Raw genomic sequence first — 22,727 nt, 5'->3', positions numbered from 1 at the left:
GGTCAGCAGGTGAACGCACGTGGAAACCACGGGCGCTGAAAGGTAACTGTCTAACCGTGCCGTCTACCTGCACCTCTCTCGTCTCATCATAAAACACCTCCGGTACACCGATCTGATCGGTGGCAACTCCGTCACGTGAGTTCGCGCTGCGGTCGCCGTGGGCCATCCGTCCCGTTCACTCGTCGACCACCGTGGAGAAGGTGGTGGCGCGAGCTGCCCACGACAGCGACGATTACACCGGCTGTCGAACCGCGAGCACGACCAGATCGGAAAACGGCGTGTCGTCTGGTCCGTTCCCGCCGGCGTGTTCCGAGAGCTCCCCCAGCGTGAACCGATGGATCTCCTCCGCGTCGTGCGTCAGCTTCTCGAGCACCAGCGCCTCGAGGTCGGGATCGGCACCCGCCTCGAGTAAGGTAGCAGCGATGTCGCCAGGCATTCGGTCGTAGGGCCGGGGCAACGTGAGCAGATGGCGCTCGTCGTCCGTGACGGCAGCGACGAGGCGATCCATGTCGGACTCGAGGTCGCCGCTTTTGTGCAGCGTGACGAACTCGGTGTCCTCCATCGGGGTCCGGGCGCGGCTGGCGGCCATCTGGATCGCCGAAATCCCTGGAATTACGCGCACCGGAATCTCGGACGCTTCGCGCTCGACTGCATCCTGACGAGCTTGCGAGTCAGGGCTTGTAGAAGCTTGTTCTACAGCGTCCTGTACCTTCCCGACGAACTGATACCCCGAGTGGTTGGGATCGCCCATCGCGACCGCAGTACCCGATTCGCCGGCAGCGACGCGCTCGCCGAATTCCTCGAGCGCTTCGGCTTCGTCTTTATAGCCACAGGTTAGCAGGTCGGCGTCGGTCAGGTCTTCGACGAACTCTACAACCGTCGTGAAGCCGACGACGACGTCGGCCTCGCGGATCGCGCGTTCGCCCCGTGGGGTGAGATACTCCTGATTCCCCGGGCCGACGCCGACGGCGTAGACCGGGTCGTCGGTCTCCTCGTCGATGTCCGGCTCTGCCGTCGCGGCCGCGAACGTCGCCGGGTCCGGCCCCGCATCGAGGTCGTATTCGTCGCTCATTCGTCCTCCTGCGATACCCGTTGGGCAGCCGTCAGGTTCAACTCGAGGTCGTCCGTTCGCACGTCTTTGGCGACGTGGATCAGTTCGTTCGTCAGCGCGGCGGCGAGGCCGCTGCCGCCGCGGCGGCCGACGTTCGTGATCGCCGGCACGTCGTATTCTTCGCTGACCTCGCGGATGCGCTGGCGGCTCTCTTCTGCCTTGACGAAGCCGACCGGCGTCGCGACGATGGCGGCCGGTCGAGTGCCGTTTTCGATGCAGTCGGCCAGCGCGAACGCGGCCGTCGGCGCGTTACCGATCGTCGCGATCGCGCCGTCGTAGACGCCCTGTTTGTCGAGTTCGAGCACCGAGGCCGCGGTTCGAGTCATTCCCGTCTCCTTCGCGAGTTCGGCCCCGTTACCGATCGCCTTGCGCTTCTCGCAGTTGTGGCCGCGGCCGGTGATCCCGGCTTTCGACATCGTGATGTCGGTGACGATGGTCGCCTCCTCGAGCACTGCCTGCGCACCGGCACGGACTGGCGCGTCTTCGTCGTCGCCGAGGTCGTCGCCCCCGGTGAACTCGATCAGATGCTGGAACTCGATATCGCCCATCGAGTGGACCGACTTCTGTCGAATTCGGTCGGCCAGCGTCTCGTCCGGCACGAACTGCCGAACGATGTCCATGCTCGTCTCCGCGATGTCCATCGCGTTCTGCGTCGTTGCGCCCAGATCCGCGTACTCCTTCTCGAATTCTTGTTGGCCGTCAGTCATCGTTTGCCACCCCCACGGCTTCGTTGGTCGTCTGTGCCTCGAGATCGCCTTCGACCTCGAGATTGAGATCGCGCAGTCGATCGATCGTCTCGTCGTCGGCGTCCCAGAGGTCGCGCTCGATCGCCTCGAGCAAGGTGTCCGTGATCGACTCGAGCGCCCACGGGTTCACGTCGCGCATCCACTCTTGGCGGTCCTCGTCGAAGGCGAACTTCTCGGCGACCTCCTCCCAGAGGGTGTCCGAGACGACACCGGTGGTGGCGTCCCAGCCAAGCGTCACGTCGACCGTCGTCGAGAGGTCGCCCGCGCCCTTGTAGCCGTGTTCCTCCATGGACTCGAGCCAATCAGGGTTGAGCACGCGCGAGCGCATGGCCTTGCGGACCTTCTCCTCGTTCGTGTAGACGTCGACGTTGTCCGGGTCGGAGGAGTCCCCGACGTAGGAAGCCGGTTCCTCGCCCGAGATTTCGGAGACGGCGGAAATGAAGCCGCCGTGGAAGGCGTACCAGTCCGAGGAGTCGAACTCGTCCTGTTCCATCGTGTCCTCGAGTTTGACCGTCGCGTCGACGTTCGAGAGTCGGCGCTCGAAGGCGTCGTGAGCGTCCGAGACGCGGCCGCGAGAGCCCATGGCGTAGCCGCCCCACTGGACGTAGACGGAAGCGAGGTCGCTGCGGTCGTCCCAGTTGCCCTCGTCGACGGCCTTGTTCGTTCCGGCACCGTAGCCGCCGGGCGTGGTCGTGAAGACGCGGTGTTTCGCCGCTTTTCGGGCCTCCTTCTCGTCGAGGCCTTCCTCGTCTTCGAGTTCGGCTTGCTCTTCCTCGACGTGTTTCTTCACGTAGTTCATCTCGTGGGGCTCGTCGAGGTCGATGACCGCGTCCACGGCGTCGTGGATGACGCCCGCCGCCGCGGGGAACGCGTCGCGGAACAGCCCGGAGACGCGCGTCGTCACGTCGATTCGGGGCCGGTCGAGGTCCTCGAGCGGGATCGGCTCGACGTCGTCGATGCGACCGGCGTCGGTCCACTGCGGTTCGACGCCCATCATCGCGAGCACCTGGGCGATCGTCTCGCCACGCGTGCGCACGGTGGGAGTCCCCCATGCCACGACGCCGATCTCCTCGGGGTACTCGCCGTTTTCGTCGTGGTGACGCTCGAGGACCCCCTCCGCCACTTCCTTCCCGACCTGCCAGGCGGCCTTCGCTGGCACCTTGCGCGGGTCGAGCGTGTAGAAATTCCGGGCCGTGGGCAGCAGGTCGACGCCGCCGCGGGTGGGTGCGCCCGAGCCGCCCGGCGGCACGTACTCGCCTGAGAGGGCATCCGCGGTGCGGGGAATCTCGTCTTCGGCACCCTGCACGCGCGGCTGAGCCTCCTCGCAGACGTACGCCAGCACTTCGCGCAGATCGTCGTGGGCACCCGGTTTGGCCTTCGCGTCGCCGATCGTCTCGAGGTCGACGATCATGAGATTGATGTTGACTTCGTCGTCCGGGCCGCCCTCGAGTTCGGACACGGGGACGTCGAAGTCGTGGTCGGCCAGCGTCTCGAGCAGGTCGACGCTCGTTTCGTAGACAATGTCGGCGGCCTCGGCGTAGGTCATGCCGAGGGCCTCGTCGTACTCGCCGGGCGAGTCGAGCATTTTCTCGTAGTCGACACCGAGCGTGCCGGCCACGCTCTCGCGCAGGCTCGGCGAGCCGGGATTCTCGAGACGCGTGAGTGCGACGAGATACTCCACAAGGCGCTCACCTTCCGGTGGCTCGGACATCGTGTGCAGCCCCAGCCGGATCTGGGTCGTCTTGACGTCGGTGAGGTACTCGTGGACGCGTTCGACGAGTTCGTCGATCGCGAGATCGTCACCCTCGACCTCGCCTTCTGCGAGCGTCGAGCCGGCTTCGTCGGGTCCGCGGACATCGGCCTTCTCGTCGATCGTGCCCGTAATACCTAATTCGACCGCAAGGTCGAGCTCCTCGACTTTCTCCCGGATCAGCGTCTCGAGGTGCTCACCGTCGTCGGCGCGGGCGTCTTCCATTCCTGCCTCGCGGTACTGGTTGGCGAGTTCCTCGAGTTCCGAGAGTTCGTCGTAGGTGCCTGCCGATCGCATGACCGGCGTGAGGTAGTCGACGATGGCGGCGTAGGAGCGCCGTTTGGCCTGCGTCCCCTCGCCGGGATTGTTCACGATGTAGGGGTAGACGTTCGGGATGTCGTCGATCAGCTGGTCCGGCGCGCTCGCGCCGTTCAGGCCGACCGTTTTGCCGGGGAGCCACTCGAGGCTGCCGTGGGTTCCGAGATGCACGACGCCGTCGGCCTCGAACGTGTTCCGGAGCCAGCCGTAGAAGGCGTAGTAATCGTGTGGCGGCTGCAGGTCCGAATCGTGGTAGACCTTCGAGGGGTCCATCCCGAACCCGCGCGGGGGCTGGACGGTGACGAGCACGTTGCCGAACTCGACGCCCGGAATCGCGAACGGGCGGTCGGGGACCTCGCCCCACTCCTCGATAACGTTCTCCTGGAAGCGCTCGTCAGCGTTGCTGAACCAGTCCGCGTAGGTGTCCGGCGAGACCACGTCGACCGAGAGGTCCCGGACGTCTTCCGGCGCGACCCAGCGATCCTCGAGCGTGAGCTGTGCGGTCAGTTTTTCAACGAGCGTCTGCCCGTCCTCGGGCATGTCGTCGCCTAAATCGTAGCCGCGAGCCTCGAGTTCCTCGAGCAGATTCACGGTCGACTCCGGCGAGTCGAGGCCGAACGCGGTCCCGATCCCGTCGTCGCTCGGCGGGTAGTTGTGCAGGACAACGGCGACCTGCTTGTTCTCGTTTGGTGTGTGGCGCAGTTTGGCCCAGTTGACCGCAAGCCGCGTCGCGTGGTCGATCCGATCCTCGATCGGGAAGTGGTGTTTCGGCGCGGAGCCGATACCGGCCTCGTCGTCGGTGCGCTCCTTGCCAGAAATCGGGTGCGTAATCACGTTCCCGTCGAACTCCGGCAGCGCGACCGAGAGGGCAAGTTCGAAGCCCATCACGCCCGTGTCGCTGGATTCGTAGCGCGACCGGGAACGCATCGTGGTGACCGTCTGCAGAACTGGGACACCGAGTCGGTCGAGGAAGACGTCCTCCGCAGAACTGCCTTCGTCATCGGCACTGCGGCCGCGCTCGTCCATCGACAGCGAGAACATAAAGGAGGAGAGCACGGCGTCGACGACCGGCTGACCCGCATCGTCTAGCAGCCAGTTGTCGGTCACCCACTCGGCGTCTTCCTGTTCGTCCGTGTCCGTTGCAGGGTTGCAGAAGATCGGCAAGGCGTTGGCTCCCTGTTCCTCGAGCGCGCGGACCTGCGCGTCGACATAGCGGGTGTTCTCGTGGGTCCAGTGGGACTCGTAGAACCAGACCGCGACCGTCGGCTTGTCCGGGTCGTGGGTCGCGAGCAGCTCCTCGTACTCGATCCCCGGATGATCGGGGTGGTAGACGCCCTCCGTCGGGAGTTCGGCGGGCTCGTCGTAGTCGATATCCCGACCCTCGTACTCGGCGGCGAGGAACCGACACAGGTTCGCGACGTTGATCGTGCCGCCCTTCTCGAGGTAGTCGTAGGCCAGCTCGCGGTGTTCAGTAGCGACCGTCGTGTCCTCGACGGCGTAGGCGTCACCGGTCGCCTTGACGATCAGCGGGACGCCCGCGTCCTCAAGCGCGCCCGTCGCGTAGTCGTACCCCGGCATGCTGTCTTCGGCCCCGTGCAGCCAGAAGATCGCTGCCGCGGCGTCGCGCAATTCCTCGACGAACTCCTCGACGTCGGCTTCCTCGTCGAGGTCGCTCTCAGAGCGGACGACCAGCTCGATCCCCTCGAGGCGCTCGGCGGCCTGGCCGATCGAGCCGAGTTCGTTTTCCGTCGCAGTATAGATCCCGATCCGTGTCATCGTACTTTTAAACCTCTGTTGTATTAGCGCAAGTATGGTTGCAAACGCCGGGGGCAAAAAGCTATCGTCACTCCCCTTTCCGGCGATCGTCGGACAGGAGGAGCTGAAACGGGTGTTGCTCGCCGTCGCGGCCAACGACGGTCTCGACGGGGCCCTGATAACCGGGGAAAAAGGAACCGCAAAATCCACCGCGGTACGGGCGCTCGTCGATCTCCTGCCCGAGCAGCGGGCCGTCGCCGACTGTCCATATGGCTGTTCGCCCGACGACTCGAGCCAGCAGTGTGACGACTGCCGCGAACGCGACCCCGCAGACCTCCCGGTCGAGACGCGGCCCGTGCCGCTCGTGACTCTGCCGTTAGGTGCAACACGGGACCGGGTCGTCGGCACCCTCTCGGTCGAAGATGCGCTGGCCGGCGAGGCCGACTTCGATCCCGGCCTGCTTGCCCGCGCCAACCGCGGCATCCTCTACGTCGACGAGGTCAACCTGCTGGACGACCACCTCGTCGACGTCATTCTCGATGCGGCCGCAAGCGGCGTCAACACCGTCGAACGCGACGGGATTAGCGTCTCCCATCCGGCTGACTTCACCCTGATCGGGACGATGAACCCCGAAGAGGGCGACCTCCGGCCCCAGCTACGGGATCGCTTCGCGCTCCAAGCCACCGTCGAGGGCTGTCGCGAGATCGACGACCGCGTCGAGATCATCGACCGAGCACTCGATGCCGAGAGTGATCCAGACCCCGCAACGGCGTACGCCGACGAGGTCGACACCTTGCGCGAGGAGTTGGCCGCGGCTCGCGAGCGGCTCTCGAACGTCGACCTTCCCGCCGAGTTCAAAGCCGAAATCGCCGACCTCTGTCTCGCAGCTGGCGTCGACGGCCACCGCGGCGACGTCGCGACGGCCCGCACCGCCATGACGCTGGCCGCACTCGAGGGTCGCGAGACGGTCATCGAGTCGGACGTCCACGAGGCCGCGACGTACACGCTCCCCCACCGGCTCCGGAGCACCCCCTTCGAAGACGAACCGGACCTTGACGAGCTACTCGAGGACCGGTTCGACGAGGACTCACCCGACGACACCGACGGAGAAGACGACGACGATGAGGGTGACGCGGACGACGGCGACGAGGCCGATCCGGAACCCGAACCGGGGGATGGAGACGAGGGCGGCGATAGCGAGGGTTCAGGCGACGGCAGCGACGGCGACGACGCGAGCGATGGCAGCGATGGCAAGGATAGCGACGACGGCCCTGAACGGCAACCGGAGAACGGCGAACAACCGGCCCCGGCAAACCAATCGCCTGCGGACACCGGCGACGGGAGTTCGGACGACTCGAGCGAGCGCGATTCCGAGTCCGAATCAGACGACTCGTCCGACGACGGGGACGGCGAGGACGAAACCGCCCAGCCGCTCGTCCCCGGCCAGCAACGCGCCGAGATCGGCGAGGCGGCAGCACCGGACCTCGAGGCGTCGACCGTCGAGGGCAGCGAGGGCCCGACTGCAACGGGATCACGGGCGAGTACGGCACCGAGCACGGACAACCGTGGTGCGCGCGTCCGCACCGAGCCCGCCTCGGGCGAGGGATCGATCGATGCGGCGGCGTCGGTCCGGTCGGCAGCGGCCCGCGGGGAGTCACGCGTCGAAAAACAGGACCTTCGACAGTCGGTTCGAGCCGGCGAGACATCGGTGACCATCGTCTTCGCCGTCGACGCCAGCGCCTCGATGCGCCCGGCGATGCGGACCGCCAAGGGCGTCGTCCTCGAGCTCCTGCGTGACAGCTACGAACACCGCGATCAGGTCGCGTTCGTCGCCTTCGCCGGCGAGGGCGCCGACGTCCTGCTCCCACCGACCGACAGCGTCTCGCTGGCTGCCCGCCACCTCAAGGACCTCCCCTCGGGCGATCGAACGCCCCTGCCGGCGGGTCTGGAGACCTCGAGACAAGTCCTCGAGCGGGCCGACACCGACGCTGCGGTCGTGGTTCTCGTCACTGACGGCCGGGCGAACGTCGCCGACGGGAGCCCGACAGCGGCGACTCGCAAGGCAGCCCGTGCGCTCGCGGCTGACGATACGCGGGTGGTCGTCGTCGACGCCGGCGACGACTCCCGTGCCGGGCTCTCGGACCTCGTCGCGAGCGAGACCGAGGGGGAAGTAGTCGATCTCTCGAGGCTGTCGGTCGACCGGGTTCGGGCTGCCGCCGAACGAGCGGCCGACGAGAGCCAGCGCTCATAAGACAGGACAACTGCCCGAAACGAAAGGCGGACGGATCAACACCCCTTTGAACTCCCTCGGCTGTTATCCGACGGAAATTGATGACGGGGGATGAGCAAGCCGCCGACGAGTCCGTCGGTGATGCGATCGAATACGGAATCGACGACCAGCCACCGCTGGGTGAATCGATGGTGCTCGGGGTCCAGCACTATCTGACGATGGTTGGTGCGAACATCGCCGTGCCGCTGATTCTGGCCAACGCGATGGGAATGGCGGAGCATCCCGAAGTTACCGCGCGGTTCATCGGGACCTTCTTCGTCGTCTCTGGAATCGCGACGCTCGCCCAGACGACGTTCGGCAACCGGTATCCGATCGTGCAGGGCGCGCCGTTCTCGATGCTCGCACCGGCGCTGGCTATCGTCGGCGTCGTCACCGCCGGCGGTGTTTCGGGCCAGCCAAGCTGGGAGGCTGCGCTGTTGCAGTTACAGGGGGCGATCATCGTCGCTGCGATCGTCGAGGTCGCGATGGGGTACTTCGGACTGGTCGGGAAACTCCGCCGGTTCCTCTCGCCGGTGGTCATCGCGCCGACGATCGCGCTGATCGGGCTCTCGCTGTTCAATGCCTCCCAGATCACGACGGACGAACAGAGTTGGCTCTTGCTCGGACTGACCCTCGGACTTATCCTGCTGTTCTCGCAGTACCTCGATGTCAAGCACAAAGCGTTCCGGCTCTATCCGGTGATTCTCGCGCTGGTCATCGCCTGGGTCGCCGCGGCGTCCCTCTCGGTGGGAGGTGTGATCGGTGACGGGCACCCGGGCTACGTCGATCTTGGCGCGGTCGCGGCCACCCGGCCGCTGCTGCCGATCTATCCCTTCCAGTGGGGGACCCCACAGATCACGACCGCGTTCGTCATCGGGATGTTCGCCGGCGTGTTGGCATCGATCGTCGAGAGCATCGGCGACTACTACGCGGTGGCGAACATCTCGGGGGCGGGCGCGCCAAGCGAGAAGCGGATCAACCACGGCATCGGAATGGAAGGGCTGATGAACATTTTCTCAGGTATGATGGGGACCGCTGGCTCGACCTCCTACTCCGAGAACATCGGCGCGATCGGCCTGACCGGCGTCGCCTCTCGGTACGTCGTCCAGATCGGAGCCGTCGTCATGCTGTTCGTCGGCTTCATCGGCTACTTCGGACAATTGATCGCGACGATCCCCGATCCGATCGTCGGCGGGCTCTTTATCGCCATGTTCGGCCAGATCGTCGCCGTCGGGATCTCGAACCTACGTCACGTCGATCTCGACTCCTCGAGAAACACCTTCATTATCGGCTTCGCCCTCTTCGTCGGGCTGGCGATCCCGGCGTACATGGGCAACTTCGAGAGTCCGATCGCGTTCCGCGAGGCCCTCGGCCTCGAGGCCATGGTCGGTGCGACCGGCTTGGCGAACACGGCCGCCGCAACCGCGATCGAAGCCGCGGCACAGGCCGTCATCGACACGATATACATCATCGGATCGACCGGGATGGCTATCGGCGGACTCGCGGCACTGGTCCTCGACAACACTGTTCCTGGCTCCCGCGAGGAGCGCGGTCTCGCGGCGTGGGATCGCATCTCCGAAGACGACTCCGAATTCGACTCGGTCTGGGACCGCTGGATTCGGACCGAAGCCGATGACTAATACTGCCGGACAACACGGCTCACACATCGATCGAACTCGAGACACGATCGAGCGTTCACTGACTGTTGTCCGACAGTATAAGCGGGGATCGGTCGTATAAACATACTTGCGTAGCCCGGTTTTCAGTCCGTGCTACCGCAACCCGGTGTTCTAAGAGCGAGCAGCCATCAACCACTGTATGGCAGCACTCGAGCTCGACGACGGGACGATCCACTATGAGACGACCGGTGACGGCCAGCCGCTGGTGTTCGTCCACGGCGGGTGGATGGACGGAACGGCCTGGCAGCCACAGGTCGAACACTTCGCCGACGAGTACCGGACTATCACGCTCGACGTTCGCGGGCATGGCAACACCGGCGCGACCGACGCCGAGCAGTACTCGATCGAGCTCTTTACCGACGATCTCGAGGCGCTGCTCTCGCGTCTCGACCTCGAGCGGCCGATCCTCTGTGGGCTCTCGCTCGGGTCGATGGTCGTCCAGGAGTTTTTAGATCGCCATCCAGACAGCGCTTCGGCCGCGATCTTGGGCGGGGCAGTACGGTCGATGCCGCCGATAGAGGTCCCGACGGCGATGAAATCGTTGTGGTCGCCGCTGCCGGCGCTGACGACGTCGCTATCGATGACGGGCTCGGCAGGGACCTTCCAGTCGATGCTTACGTCGATTCAGGCGACGACCGGCCAGCGGTGGCTGTCGGTCGATCCCGAGATCAGAGCCGAGGCGATCGACAGCGCCAGTGACATCCCGTCGGCGGAGTATCGCAAGATCTTCGAGGCACTCTACCAGTACGATCCACCCGCGTTGACCGGCCTCGAGACGCCGACGCTCGTCGTCCACGGCGAACAGGAAGTCCCGCTCGTCAAGCGACAGGGCGCACAGATCGCCACGGCAGTCGCCGACGGCACGCGCCTGGAGCTGTCCGATTCGGGACATCTGGTCAATCTGGATCGACCGCGTGCGTTCAATCGGGTGACGGCCGACTTCCTCGAGAGCGTTACTGCGGCATCGCTCTATAGTAACAACTGACTGGTCGGTCGAAACGGACGACTGGCTCGGTGGCTGTCCCACTGTCTGTAGCGACCGCGTTCTGGTCAGCTCGCGAGGCGACACGTTCTACGCGCTCGAGAAACGCACCGGCGAAATCGTCTGGACGGTCGACGACGAGGGCATCGTCTCGAGTACGCCGCGTGTGATCGAGGGGGCGATCTACCACTACCATGCCGAACGCGGGCCGAACCCACGAAGATGGCGAAGCCCCCTCCGGCGCGGGGATCGATACCGACGGCGGCTACAAGCTCGTGGCCCACGAATGAGACGGACTTCTGTAACTCAGTTTGGGACGCCCGTGACCCGTTCTGCAAGTCTACCGGAAACTCGGTACAGCAGACCGTATGAAACGGATTTATGGACCCTATAGTGAAGCGCCAAACAGTAGAATCGTCGCCTAATGAAGTCTCGCAGACCTGTGTCTGACGCACGGCATAGCCAACAGCGCTCCTCGAGCGGCCGGTCAGATCGGTATCGTCCGGATGGCGTCTCGATTTCGACAGTGACCGAGACCGGGAGTGTGGAGACGACCGACTGGTTGTCCACTGACCGGGTCCCACCGACGGTTCCGTCGGTCGGCGAGCCGATGGGTGTGTAACGTACTGATACTGTCTCTCAAGTCCGAAATTATCCATAATGCGCCGCAATGCCCAACACAGCCGAACGGAGACCCGATCGATTCAGCGTAGCGTCCAGATCCTGCTGACCGTCTGTGGCATCGTGTTCCTGCTGGCTGGCCTGGTACTCGCCGCGAGCGGTGCGTCCGTCAGCAGTGCTGTCGGCTCGGTCAGCGACAGAATCGACGATGCCCGACAGCCGACCAACAGCGGTGGTGATACGGCCGACAGCGACTCGATAGGCGATAGCGGTGGGACCGACACCGACGGGGCCGGCGGGACGAGTAACGAAACGAAAGAAACGGACGGAACCGACAGCACAGACACTCAGACCGGCGGAACTGACAACACGGACGACAGCACAGATACCCAGGGTGATGGATCTGACGACACAGACTCCCAAACCGACGGGTCTGATAACACGGACTCCCAAACGGATGGATCCGACAATACAGACACCGAGAACGGCGGCGATGAGACCAATACGGACGAATCGCACGTGCTAACGGCGGTCATCGAATCGCAGGCTGGAGCTCCGATCGACAACGCCACCGTCACCGTCGAACTCGGATCCGGCTCGAACGTCTCGAAATCGGTCGACGGGACCGGCGAGGCGGAATTCATGCTCGAGGACGGTGAGTACGCAGTTACTGCGAACGCGGACGGATACAACCCCGCGGAAACGACCGTCCCGGTCGATGGTACAGACAAGACGATCACGTTGACGCTCGAGCAACAGACCCAAGCCGGCGACGACACCGACGATAGCAATAGGACGCATACGCTTGCGGTGACCGTCGAAGACGCGAACGGCACCGCGATCGAGAACGCAACCGTCGACGTCGCGGAAGACACCGTCATCTTGGGCTCGAGCGAGGAGAAACCGGTCGGCGACGATGGCAAGGCAACGTTCGAACGCGGCGACGGGACATACATGGTCACCGCGAAGGCTGACGGATACACGTCCGCGGAGACGACCGTCACGATCGACGGTGCGGACGAGGCGATCACGCTGGCGCTCACGCCGGCAGACAACTAACTCCTGTCGCTGCCAGCCGCGGTATTCAGCGGCTGTCCGTGCCGAGAAGAGCGATTCCGTTTGCATGCTGGCGTCCTCATTGACCATCGAGATGGGCTCGACGCTATCCACTCTCTTCTTCTGATTTTCATCCGCTCTTTCCCACCACCCGCCGTTCGCGCCGGCACTTTCCACCCGCTCGAGCGCACAGAACAGTCGTGTCGCGAACGGACTGCACATCGGATGTAGAACCGGTGGACTGACGTCGATTCCATCCCGACCGGTAGCAGAACCCGAAAGCCGTGGCTCGGTACCTGTATCCGTCATGGACGCCGCCACGTGTCCCCTGCTGATTCTCGACCAACATCTGCCTCGTTTGTGAGACGATCCACGGTCTGCCGAACTGCACCGTCAGCGAGACCGTTGTGTCCCTCGGCCGCATTGAGCTCCCCCTCGGAGCTGGCGGCCGAGCCGACAGCTGCGAGTCGAGCGACGGACGTCTCCGCCGCCTCAGAAGTTGAGACTGGCGTTCTCAATGCATACGGTCTGAGCGACACAGTGTTTTATTCTGAATTGTTGTCTTTTATCAATATCAAGGGTTCTGCATGAGCTGGGATGAATTTGTGCCTAACCTGTGGCCGATTTCGGCAATCGACTAAGTCCGTTCGCTGGCCAGTACGATCTATATGTCATCAGGCATCTCTCGGAAAGCGTTTCTTCGTGCAACCGGAGTCGCACTTGCTGCAACTATCGCAGGGTGTAATAGCATAGCTGACAACGGCGGATCGAACACAGATACACAGCTCTCTCCACAATCTGAACAACAGAATGAGGACTCTCCGACGTTCGGAAATTTCTACGTCGGCAACACAGATACAAGCAGTAGTACGGTCATTGATGGGCGTGCTGAAGTCGTATATACACGGCCTGATACGGCGACCGACAAGTCACCCGTCGTAATGGTGCCCGGCCTCGGGTTGTCACCGTACATTTACCGGACGACACCTGACGGCCGACGCGGCTGGATGGAGTACTTCGCCGAAGCTGGCCACCCAGTGTATGTATTCAATCCCCCTCGAAACGTTGATTCAGGCGGGTTAGATACGGGGACACTCCAGAACTCTGACTCTGCGTCACTCTCTCGATGGTCTATCGACCGAGCATGGCCGACGTGGGGGTTCGGACCTGAAGTCGGTGACCCGTACGAGGACGTTCGATACCCGGTTGAATCGGTAGACCAACTCGTTGCGTCATTCCCCGCATACGTCAGCACCGGTGGCGGAGGTGGCGGTAGGAGTCGGTTCGCATCACCTCAGGAGACTGCCGCCTTAGAGGCACTTCTCAATCGCGTTGGTCCGTCAGTGTTGCTCGTCCATTCAGCAGGTGGTGGATCCGGATTCGCAGTCGCACAGGCTGTGCCTGACCTCGTTGAACGGATCGTCGCAGTTGAGCCGGTCGGCGCGCCGACTGACCCCCAAACTGTGGCGGAGATGGGTGGTGATGCACCGTTTATGGGTGTTTATGGCGATTATGTCGACGAGCGTGGACAGGCTGGTCGCAAGGAAGCGACCCAGACAACTGCAGATCTCGCAGAAGAGACAAATCCTGCATCGACGCTGCTTAGCCTTCCAGACGAAGGAATATCCGGAAATACACATCTCATGATGCAGGACGACAATAACGGCGAAATCGCTAATCGAATTATCACCTGGATTGGTGACTAATTCGGGGGAGTGGCATCGTTCGGACCGAGACAGAATGTATTTGCACCGACCAAATGAATACTCGATAGATGCGGCAGTTGCTCTGGTGGCTCATTGGTGGGTCTCGTGGAGGCCGCAATCGGCTTCGTATCCTCCGCGCACTCAACGACCAGCCACGAAACACCAATCAATTGTCAAATGACCTGGGTCTGAACTACAAAACAGTGCAGCACCACCTCGAAATCCTCGAAGAGAACAATATCGTGGCCACGGAGGGTGACAATTACGGGCAGATGTACTTTCTCTCAAACAGAATGATGAACAACCTCGACATCATGGAAGACGTGGCGGAACAGGCCGGAGTTGATGATGATTCGTAACTGGATTGAGAGCCCTCTTGGAACGACAGTAGCGAGTGCCATCATCGCGGCGGGTATCGCACTTGCTGTCACACTGTCCACATCAATTCCATCTCATGGTCCTCCGGCGAGGACGCTGTCCTCACAGGTTGAACTGCTCATTCGGATGGAGATTTTCTTTACAACCCTGAACCTCGTGTTGCTAGTGGTACTTGCAGTCATATACGTGCAGCTCTATCGCGATCTTCCGAACAAGTACACAGCAAGCCTGCTTGTGCTAAGCCTCGCGCTGCTTCTATACGCGGGAACGTCAAATCCATTAGTACACAACGTCTTAGGCTTCCGGCCTCGCCCAAATATCGGCGCGTTTGTGTTTCTCCCAGACTTCTTCATCGGACTTGCCATCCTGGTTCTCCTCTATCAGAGCCAGACCTGAGTTCGCATTAATTTTCCAGATCTCTGAGGTGTCTTCATAAACTGGTTTCGTTGGTAGATTAGTTGGCAGTGCGACAGGAGGGGCGATTGAGAGGAGATTCGAAGCCGAACTAGTCACTGATTCGTCCGATATCACGCATTACAGGTCCGCTAAATCCGGTGTGGTCTCAACTTGCCCGTCGCCTTGCTTGAGGAGTCTTCCGCTGGACTGTCTCATCGTGTGCTGAGTCGGAACGCTGGGGCCATGTGGGAGAATGAGGGTACCCAGAGAAGAGCCTACCTGATCGTGACGCGAGAGCGCTCTCTCCGTCGTGTCGCTCCTGCTTCGCTCATGGAACGCTATGCGCGGCTTCGAGACGTGAACCGGTTGCGTCGAACTGACCGCGAAAAAACGTTAGCTGTGAGACGAGCCGATCATTCGACCGTCACGCTTTTCGCGAGATTGCGTGGTTTGTCGATCGGTCGCTCGAGCTGTTTCGCGGCGTGGTAGGACAGCAACTGCAACTGGACGTTCGCGAGCAGTCCCGCCCAGACGGGATGGGTCTCGGGAACCGACAGGTGTGCGTCGGCGACATCGACGAGGGGATGGTCGTCGGGTCCAACGGCGATGATCGGTGCCCCGCGGGACTGGGCTTCGATCGCGTTCGTCTTCGTCGTCTCGTCGTCGGCGCTGGTGTAAACCGCGAACAGCGGCGTCTCCTCGGTCACGAGCGCCAGCGGCCCGTGTTTGAGCTCGCCGGCGGCGAACCCTTCCGCGTGCTCGTAGGTAATTTCCTTGAACTTCAGCGCGCCCTCGAGCGCGACGGAGTGGCCGAGCCCGCTGCCGATGAAGAAGAACGACTCGCTGTCGAGGGTGTCCCGAGCGAGCGCCTCAGCTCGAGTCGACTCGAGGACGGTCTCGACGTGCTGTGGCAGGTCCGTGAGCGCCTCGAGCATCGCCGCTCGATCGTCGGCGGGGGTCGCATCCGGAACGTCACCGGCGATGCGCTGGGAGAGGAGCGCGAGCGTGACCGCCTGCGAGGAGTAGGTCTTCGTCGCGGCGACACCGACCTCCGGGCCGGCGCGGATGTAGACCGCGTCGTCGGCTTCACGGGCGGCTGTCGAACCGACGACGTTGGTGACTGCGAGGGTTCGCGCGCCGCGGTCGGCCGCGGTTCGGAGCGCATCGAGAGTATCGGCAGTCTCGCCGCTTTGTGTGACTGCGACGGTGAGCGTGGTTTCGTCGACCGGCGCGGTCGTCGACTCGTACTCGCTGGCCCGGAGCACGTCGGCCCCAATCCCGGCCTCGCGGACCAGCTGGCTGCCGTACATCGCCGCGTGATACGACGTCCCGCAGGCGACGAACTGGACGGACTCGATCCCGTCGAACGTCCCTGGCGGGAGATCCTCGAACGCGACCTCACCGTCCTCGATCCGGCCTTCGATCGTGTTGGCGAGGGAGGTCGGCTGATTGTGGATCTCCTTGAGCATGTAGTGGTCGTACTCGCCTTTCCCCGCGTCCTCCGGGTCCCAGTCGACGGTGTCGACCGATCGGTCGACCGGGTTGCCGGCGAGATCGGTGATCTGGTAGGAATCGGGCTCGAGGACGACCAGATCGCCGTCTTCGAGGTAGATCACCTCGTCGGTGTGATCGAGAAACGCCGGGACATCACTGGCGAGGAACCACTCCTCCTCGTCGAGTCCGAGGACGAGCGGCGACCCCTTCCGTGCGGCGTACACCGCCTCTTCACCGTCGACGATCGCGGCGATCGCGTAGCTCCCCTCGAGCGTGTCGACAGCCCGGCGAACGGCCTGTTCGGTGTCGCCGGTCGCGTCCCGATACTCGTCGATGAGGTGGGGGATGACCTCAGTGTCGGTGTCGCTGTCGAACTCGTGGCCCTTCTCTCGGAGCTCCGCCCGGAGGTCGTCTTAGTTGTCGATGACGCCGTTGTGGACCACCGCGACGTCACCTGCCGTGTCTGTATGCGGATGCGCGTTCTCGTCGGTCGGTGGGCCGTGGGTACTCCAGCGGGTGTGGCCGATCCCCATGTTTCCGTGTGGCCGCGTATTCAACGCCGATTTGAGGTCGGACACTTCGCCCGAACACTTGTGTACCTTGACGCCGGAGCCGTTCTGGACGGCGATCCCTACCGTCGCGTCGGTTGCCTCGACGAGCGCCGAGAGGTCACCAAGCGTCTCTCGTGTCGGCTCGCTCGGCCGACCCGGAAAGCGCCCGTCTCGCTGTCCGTTTAGCGTCACGACGTCGCAGCCAAGCTCCGCGAGAACGCGTGCAGTGATCGCGCCGGTCCCGTTCCCGACGTCGACGGCGACGCTCGTCGGCTCGTCGATCGAGACAGCCTCGCGCAACGCCGCAGCGTGGCGATCGGTCGCGTCTGCGAGCGGCTCGCGCGATCCCTGTCCGTCCCACGGACGGAGGTCGTACTCCTCGCCCTCGACGCGAGTGGCGATCCCGTCGAGTTGCTCGGGATCGAAGGCCTTGCCCGAGGCCGACCAGAGTTTGAGCCCGTTGTCCGGCGCGGGGTTGTGCGAGGCCGTCACGACGATGCCTGCATCCGCGTTCGTTCGCGGGACCGCTCTGGCGATCGTCGGTGTTGGGGCGATGCCGGCCTCGAGCACGTCCGCACCACACTCACGCAGTCCGGCGGTTACTGCATCGACCAGGACTGCACCGCTCTCGCGCGCGTCTCGTCCCACGACGACGCGATCGTAGCCGTCGGACGCGACGGCGCGCCCGATCGCAAGCGCGAGTTCGGCTGTTACCTCCTCGCCGACAGTGCCGCGGATACCGCTCGTTCCGAACATAGGATGGGCTCTCGAGGACGCAGGGATTACTATGGAGTTGTTAGGACGAGGTAGCGGGTATTCAGGGGCTGCTTCTGCCCATGTCTGTGTGCTACTGGCAGCAATCACAGCAGGCTGTGGGTCACACGGACTACCACTTCATCGAAAGTATAAGAAATATTATAGTAGTCCCGGGCAGATTCGAACTGCCGTCATGGGCTTGCTTCCGTGACGGACTGAACCGAAACACGTCCAAAGGCCCATATGATTGGCCACTACACCACGGGACTTCTCACTCCGATCAAAGTCCCGTGTACCTCGTAAATCCTCCGGATTTACTCGCCACCACGGGACTCAACGGAACGTCACTCGATAGATAGACTGCCATCGCACAATAGTGTTACTTTTCGTCGTGAGACGGAAGTGTGATCGTCCCCGCTTCGGCATGGCGATGACAGCTCCGACAGAGCGTTATCACGTTGTCCATCGTGTGTGCGTCTTCGGGTTGATCGAACGACCGGACTGGTCGGCGATGATGCACGTCTGGATTCCGGCCCAGTTCTTCGGCACTCGTCCCGCAGTGTTGGCACTCGTAGTCGTCACGCTCGAGTGCCTGCCGTCGAACCTGCCACCACTGTTGTCCGTAGTCGATCGATCCGCCTTCCCACTGATGGTGATCCGGTCCGACGACGTTCTCTGATAACCAGTCGCCATAGCACTCGAGCGTACAGAAGACGCCTCGTGTTTGCTTCTCGAGTCGCGCCGGCCGAACCTCGAGTTCGGCATCGCAGGCTTCGCAGCCGACGACGACCCGCTCACCCTTCTCCGACGGATTTCCCGGAACCAATCCGCGGGCACTCTCGACGCATTCTGAACAGTACATACCCGGCTTGTCCGAGGAATAGTAGTCGAACGTCGCTCCACACCGATCGCACGTCCCGGTTTCTTTCCCGCCTTTCCAGTTTCCGTTGTGTTCTCCGGCGTTTGGATTACAGTCGTCGCAGAACTCGAGTCGGGATTTTGGGTCGTAGAACTCGGTTCCACAGCCAGTACACGTCCGGTTCGGCAGCGACTCGTCGTGAACTTTGGTGTGATGCTGGCGCATTCCCCGTTCGGTGGTCAGGGACTTGCCACAGGTCGGACAGTCCATGAATAATACTAACTATATAGATGAATAAACAATACCAAACCAGAGTGAAAGTAACCGGTCAGACTCGATCACTTTCCAGAACCGAAATCAGCGACGGAAAATCCGCTCCGACGAGTTCAGCTTACAGGTAGCCTTCTTCGGCCAGTCGCTCGATGCCTTCCTCGAGTCGTTCTTCGCTCGCCGCATACGAAATTCGGGCGTAGCCGGGCGTCCCAAAGGCGCTGCCGGGCACGGTTGCGACGTGGGCGTCTTCGATCGCGCCCTCACACCAGGCCTGATCGTCGTCGTCGACGGGCAGCATCATGTAGAACGCGCCCTCGGGGACGGCGACGTCGACGCCGTGGTCGTCAAGCAGGTCGATGACGAGGTCGCGGCGCTGCTCGAACGCTTCGGTCATCTCTTCGACGGCTTCGTCGGTGTTCTCGAGCGCTTCGATTCCGGCGTGCTGGACGAAGTTCACGGCCGAGGAGACGGAGTGGCTGTGGAGTTTGCCGGCCTGATCGATCAGGTCCTGGGGGCCGGCGAAGTAGCCGAGCCGCCAGCCGGTCATCGAGTAGGCTTTCGAGAAGCCGTTGACCGTCACGGTGCGGTCGGCCATGCCCTCGAGCGTGCCGAGACTCGTCGGTTCGACGCCGTAGGTGATCTCCTTGTAGATCTCGTCGGAGATGACGGTGACGTCGTGTTCGACGGCCAGATCGCGGACGCCCTCGAGTGCGGCGTCGGAGTAGACCGCGCCGGTGGGGTTCGACGGGGAGTTGACGATCAGCAGGTCGGTGTCGTCGGAGACGGCGGCCTCGAGGTCGTCGAGGGCGGGCTCGAGCTGGAAGTCCGAATCGGAGAGGTCGACGCGGGTCAGGTCGCCGCCGGCCATCTTGACCATCGCCTCGTAGGAGACCCACGCGGGGTCGAGCAAGACGACTTCGTCGCCGTCCTGGATGAGTGCCTGAACGATCTCGTAGAGGGCCTGCTTCGCGCCGGGTGTGACGATGATCTCGTCTGCGGTGTGCTCCAAGCCGTCGTCGGCGAGTTTGTCGGCGATTGCCTCGCGCAGTTCGAGGATACCGGCAGAGGTCGTGTAGCCGGTGTGGCCGGCGTCCATCGCGTCCTTGCCAGCCTCGACGATGTTCTCGGGCGTGGGGAAGTCGGGCTCGCCGACGGAGAGGTCGACGACGTCTGCGCCCTCAGCCTCGAGTTCGGTGGCGAGTGCGGAGATAGCAAGCGTCGCGGACGGTTCGACTCGGGTTACACGGTCGGTAAATTCCATAGTCATTGTTGGGAATCGGCTACGGGACTGGGGTCCGGGAGTTCGTCGACGAGGTCGAGCGCGCCGTCGACAGCCTTGGCTGCGTTTTCGACGCGTTCGCGCGCTTCGGCGGCGGACATACCGGGGCCGGTCACGCCGAGTGTCACCGGCGTATCGCGCTCGAGACTCACGTCGGAGAGTCGCTGCGCGGTGGCGTCGGTGATCACCTGATCGTGGTCGGTATCGCCGGTGATGACGGTGCCGATCACGGCGACGGCGTCAACCTCGTCACGACGTGCGAGGCGATCGGCGGCCAGCGGCGCGTCGTAGACGCCCGGCACGTGGACCGTCTCGTACACGTCGGCACCCGCGGCCGTTGCGGCCTCGAGTGCGTCCTGCTCCATCTGCTCGGTGATCGGCCGGTTGAACTCCGCGACCACCAGTCCGAGCGTGGTCATAGGCGAGCGGTAGGGAGGACGGGTAAAAGAGGTACCGTTCTGCGGTGGCCGCGTGCTATCGATTGCCGACCGGGTCAGGGCTCGGCGGCACCCGATTCTCGCGCTCGATCCGGATGGGTATCGCTACGATGTGTCGGTACTGCGAAGCGTCACGTCGCCGTTGGTCGTCTCGAGGCGGATGCGGCGGGTTCCATCACCCAGCGTCATTTCGAGCGAGCCATCGCCCGACGCGTTCGAGTTTTCGAAGCCGTCGATCGAGATGTCGCCGTTGGTCGTCGAGACGCTAACGGTCGCATCGAGTGAGTCGGGTGCCCGAACCGTGATTTCGCCGTTGGTACTCTCCGCGGTCAGGTCGCCGTCGCCGTCTGTAAGCGAGACGTCGATATCTCCGTTGGTCGTCTCCGCATCCACGTCGTCGGTCACGTTCCGAGTCTCGATGTCACCGTTGGTCGTCTCCGCTCGCGCAAGTCGGATCCCTGCCGGGACTGTCACCTCGAGGTCGACCTTGGGCTCGGGACCGAACAGAAACGCCGACGTTTCCGAGTCCGCCTCGAGCGTCAGGTGTCCGTCGCTCCGGCTAGACGCGAGGGTCACCGACTCGAGGATGTCTTCGGTCGGTGCCGCTTTGGTGGCCGTAACCTCGATCGCGTCGCCTTCGTGTCCGTCGACGGTGATCGAGCCGTTGACGGTCGTGAGTGAGAGTGAACTGAGGTCAGTGGTCTGGTAGGTTTCCGTCACGGTTTCCGTTGCGCCCCTGCCGGTCGCGAGACAGCCAGCGATCGTGCTGAGCGCGCCGAGACTCCCCCCACCGAGCAACTGGCGTCGTGAAATGTTACTCGTCATACTCATACAGATGTGGTCCGATCGACATATGTAATACTAGTCAGTTTTCGACACGGGTGTTGTCCACGAAGATTTTTATATGATAACGGTAGCAGCGCCTGTGACGGGCTGTTGTCACTGTTTATCGTCGAATCCGCAACCCGTCATGCGGGTGCGCCGGAACTGACCGACAGGAGTTCGTATGACGGCGTCACCCTGTGACGTGCCAGCTTCGAGATCGGACGCCTCGGTGACAGGCAGAGGATAATCGCGTCTCGAGCATGCCGTTTGAGAATTCTTAAGCGCGGGCGACGATAACCGCGGCGTAATGACGACGCTACGGACGCCGGGACCGACGATCGGCGTAGTCGGAGGGGGACAGCTCGGGCGGATGCTCGCCGAGGCGGCCGCGCCGCTGGGTGTCGAGGTGGTCGTGCTCGATCCGACGCCGGACTGTCCGGCGGCGCTGGTCGCTCGCGACCAGATCGTTGCCGACTTCGACGACGAGGCGGGGATCCGCGACCTCGCAGAGCGAGCCGATATCCTCACGTTCGAAATCGAACTCGCCGACCAGAACGTCATGGATCGCATCAGCGAGGAGACGGGGACGCCCGTCCACCCGAAGCCGTCGACGCTCGAGACGATCCACGACAAACTCGTCCAGAAACGCGAGCTCGAAGATGCGGGCGTTCCAGTGCCGCCGTTTCGCAAGGTCGACGATGCCGACGACATCCGCGCGGCGATCGACGACTACGGCGCGCCGGTGATGCTCAAAGCGCGGACCGGCGGCTACGACGGGCGTGGCAACGTCCCCGTCGAATCCAAAGCCGACGCCGAGGACGCCCTCGAGTCGGTCGCTGGCCCCGCGATGGTCGAGTCCTTCGTCGACTTCGAGCGCGAGGTGTCGGTCATCGCCGTCAAGGGTGACGACGAGGTCGCGACCTTCCCACTGGGAGAGAACGTCCACGAAGACGAGATCCTCCGGGAGACGATCGTCCCTGCCCGCTCGAGCGAAGCCGTTACCGAGCGCGCATATGACGTTGCGCGGGACGTACTCGAAGTAATGGACGGGCGTGGCGTCTACGGGATCGAGCTCTTCGAAGCGACGGACGGCGAGATCCTGCTCAACGAGATCGCCCCGCGCCCGCACAACTCTGGCCACTGGACGATCGAGGGGACCCAGACCTCGCAGTTCGAACAGCACATCCGGGCCGTGCTTGGCTGGCCGCTCGGTTCGACGGCCCTGCGTTCGCCGACGGTGATGACGAACCTGCTCGGCGATGTCGAGGAAGAAGGGCTGGCACAGTTGGGAGATATCGACGAGATCCTCGAGACGCCCGGTGCGTCCCTCCACTGGTACGGCAAGCACCAAGCGCGACCCCTTCGGAAAATGGGCCACGTCACGGTGACTGCCGACGGAGACGACGATTCGGTCGATGACCTCCTCGAGACAGCACGCGACCTCAAGGCCGCCGTGACGTTCCAGTCGTAGCATCCCTCGCCCATC

15 protein-coding genes, 1 tRNA gene and 3 pseudogenes are annotated in these 22,727 nt (G+C 63.3%); 9 read left to right on the top strand and 10 right to left on the bottom strand.

Features of this window, described 5'->3' with window-relative positions; genetic code table 11:
* Positions 1-232: 232 nt before the first annotated feature.
* From C476_RS03720 to cobN, 3 genes are read right to left on the bottom strand one after another with little or no spacing between them, the layout of a single operon-like run.
* Entirely contained in the window at positions 233-1,072 is an 840-nt protein-coding gene (locus tag C476_RS03720) for a cobalt-precorrin-7 (C(5))-methyltransferase (RefSeq protein ID WP_008009998.1), read from the bottom strand.
* Positions 1,069-1,818: a precorrin-8X methylmutase gene (locus C476_RS03715; protein WP_008009997.1), complete on the bottom strand. Its 750-nt coding sequence runs from the start codon at positions 1,816-1,818 to the stop codon at positions 1,069-1,071. The genes C476_RS03720 and C476_RS03715 overlap by 4 nt, the downstream gene beginning before the upstream one ends.
* Positions 1,811-5,701: a cobaltochelatase subunit CobN gene (cobN, locus tag C476_RS03710; RefSeq protein WP_008009996.1), complete on the bottom strand. Its 3,891-nt coding sequence runs from the start codon at positions 5,699-5,701 to the stop codon at positions 1,811-1,813. The genes C476_RS03715 and cobN overlap by 8 nt, the downstream gene beginning before the upstream one ends.
* A 34-nt stretch (positions 5,702-5,735) precedes the next feature.
* On the opposite strand from cobN, the gene C476_RS03705 reads away from it, so the two are divergent.
* The 8 genes and pseudogenes from C476_RS03705 to C476_RS19325 all read left to right on the top strand — a co-directional run bounded on the left by C476_RS03705 (position 5,736) and on the right by C476_RS19325 (position 14,767).
* Positions 5,736-7,931, top strand: coding sequence for a VWA domain-containing protein (locus C476_RS03705; protein ID WP_008009995.1), 2,196 nt, complete (start codon positions 5,736-5,738; stop codon positions 7,929-7,931).
* An 80-nt stretch (positions 7,932-8,011) separates the two neighbouring features.
* Complete coding sequence (locus tag C476_RS03700) at positions 8,012-9,589, top strand: uracil-xanthine permease family protein (RefSeq protein WP_008009994.1); 1,578 nt, start codon at positions 8,012-8,014, stop codon at positions 9,587-9,589.
* A gap of 178 nt (positions 9,590-9,767) precedes the next feature.
* Positions 9,768-10,613 (top strand): alpha/beta fold hydrolase, encoded by an 846-nt coding sequence (locus tag C476_RS03695; protein ID WP_008009992.1) that lies wholly within the window; start codon positions 9,768-9,770, stop codon positions 10,611-10,613.
* Positions 10,585-10,743: pseudogene (locus tag C476_RS19745) on the top strand (hypothetical protein); the annotation flags it as partial. The gene C476_RS03695 and the pseudogene C476_RS19745, both read left to right, overlap by 29 nt.
* Before the next feature lie 527 nt (positions 10,744-11,270).
* Positions 11,271-12,290 carry a carboxypeptidase regulatory-like domain-containing protein gene (locus C476_RS03690; RefSeq protein ID WP_008009990.1) on the top strand — a complete coding sequence of 340 codons (1,020 nt, stop codon included), beginning with the start codon at positions 11,271-11,273 and terminating at the stop codon, positions 12,288-12,290.
* A 665-nt stretch (positions 12,291-12,955) separates the two neighbouring features.
* Positions 12,956-13,993: an alpha/beta hydrolase family protein gene (locus tag C476_RS19330; protein ID WP_049911575.1), complete on the top strand. Its 1,038-nt coding sequence runs from the start codon at positions 12,956-12,958 to the stop codon at positions 13,991-13,993.
* A gap of 68 nt (positions 13,994-14,061) precedes the next feature.
* On the top strand, positions 14,062-14,352 hold the full coding sequence (locus tag C476_RS03680; RefSeq protein WP_008009986.1) for an ArsR/SmtB family transcription factor: 291 nt from the start codon (positions 14,062-14,064) through the stop codon (positions 14,350-14,352).
* Positions 14,339-14,767: a hypothetical protein gene (locus tag C476_RS19325; protein WP_241430466.1), complete on the top strand. Its 429-nt coding sequence runs from the start codon at positions 14,339-14,341 to the stop codon at positions 14,765-14,767. The genes C476_RS03680 and C476_RS19325 overlap by 14 nt, the downstream gene beginning before the upstream one ends.
* Positions 14,768-15,180: 413 nt before the next feature.
* On the opposite strand, the pseudogene glmS reads toward C476_RS19325, so the two are convergent.
* The 7 genes and pseudogenes from glmS to C476_RS03645 form a co-directional block, all read right to left on the bottom strand.
* A pseudogene (gene glmS, locus C476_RS03670) lies at positions 15,181-17,112 on the bottom strand (glutamine--fructose-6-phosphate transaminase (isomerizing)).
* A gap of 87 nt (positions 17,113-17,199) precedes the next feature.
* Positions 17,200-17,568 (bottom strand): annotated as a pseudogene (locus tag C476_RS19630) (phosphoglucosamine mutase); the annotation flags it as partial.
* A gap of 165 nt (positions 17,569-17,733) precedes the next feature.
* A tRNA-Gln gene (locus tag C476_RS03665) sits at positions 17,734-17,837 on the bottom strand.
* A 110-nt stretch (positions 17,838-17,947) separates the two neighbouring features.
* Entirely contained in the window at positions 17,948-18,697 is a 750-nt protein-coding gene (locus C476_RS03660; protein ID WP_008009977.1) for an HNH endonuclease, read from the bottom strand.
* A 121-nt stretch (positions 18,698-18,818) separates the two neighbouring features.
* Positions 18,819-19,967: a pyridoxal phosphate-dependent aminotransferase gene (locus tag C476_RS03655; protein ID WP_008009975.1), complete on the bottom strand. Its 1,149-nt coding sequence runs from the start codon at positions 19,965-19,967 to the stop codon at positions 18,819-18,821.
* Positions 19,964-20,398, bottom strand: a complete 435-nt coding sequence (gene ribH / locus C476_RS03650) for a 6,7-dimethyl-8-ribityllumazine synthase (RefSeq protein ID WP_008009973.1) — start codon at positions 20,396-20,398, stop codon at positions 19,964-19,966. The genes C476_RS03655 and ribH overlap by 4 nt, the downstream gene beginning before the upstream one ends.
* A 123-nt stretch (positions 20,399-20,521) precedes the next feature.
* Positions 20,522-21,241 carry a DUF4097 family beta strand repeat-containing protein gene (locus C476_RS03645; protein ID WP_008009972.1) on the bottom strand — a complete coding sequence of 240 codons (720 nt, stop codon included), beginning with the start codon at positions 21,239-21,241 and terminating at the stop codon, positions 20,522-20,524.
* A 307-nt stretch (positions 21,242-21,548) separates the two neighbouring features.
* Here C476_RS03645 and C476_RS03640 point away from each other — a divergent pair, with 307 nt between their 5' ends.
* Positions 21,549-22,712, top strand: a complete 1,164-nt coding sequence (locus tag C476_RS03640) for a 5-(carboxyamino)imidazole ribonucleotide synthase (RefSeq protein WP_008009970.1) — start codon at positions 21,549-21,551, stop codon at positions 22,710-22,712.
* Positions 22,713-22,727 lie beyond the last annotated feature (15 nt).

This window comes from Natrinema limicola JCM 13563, assembly GCF_000337475.1.
Taxonomy (GTDB): domain Archaea; phylum Halobacteriota; class Halobacteria; order Halobacteriales; family Natrialbaceae; genus Natrinema; species Natrinema limicola.
This window is presented reverse-complemented; position numbering and strand designations above follow the sequence as displayed.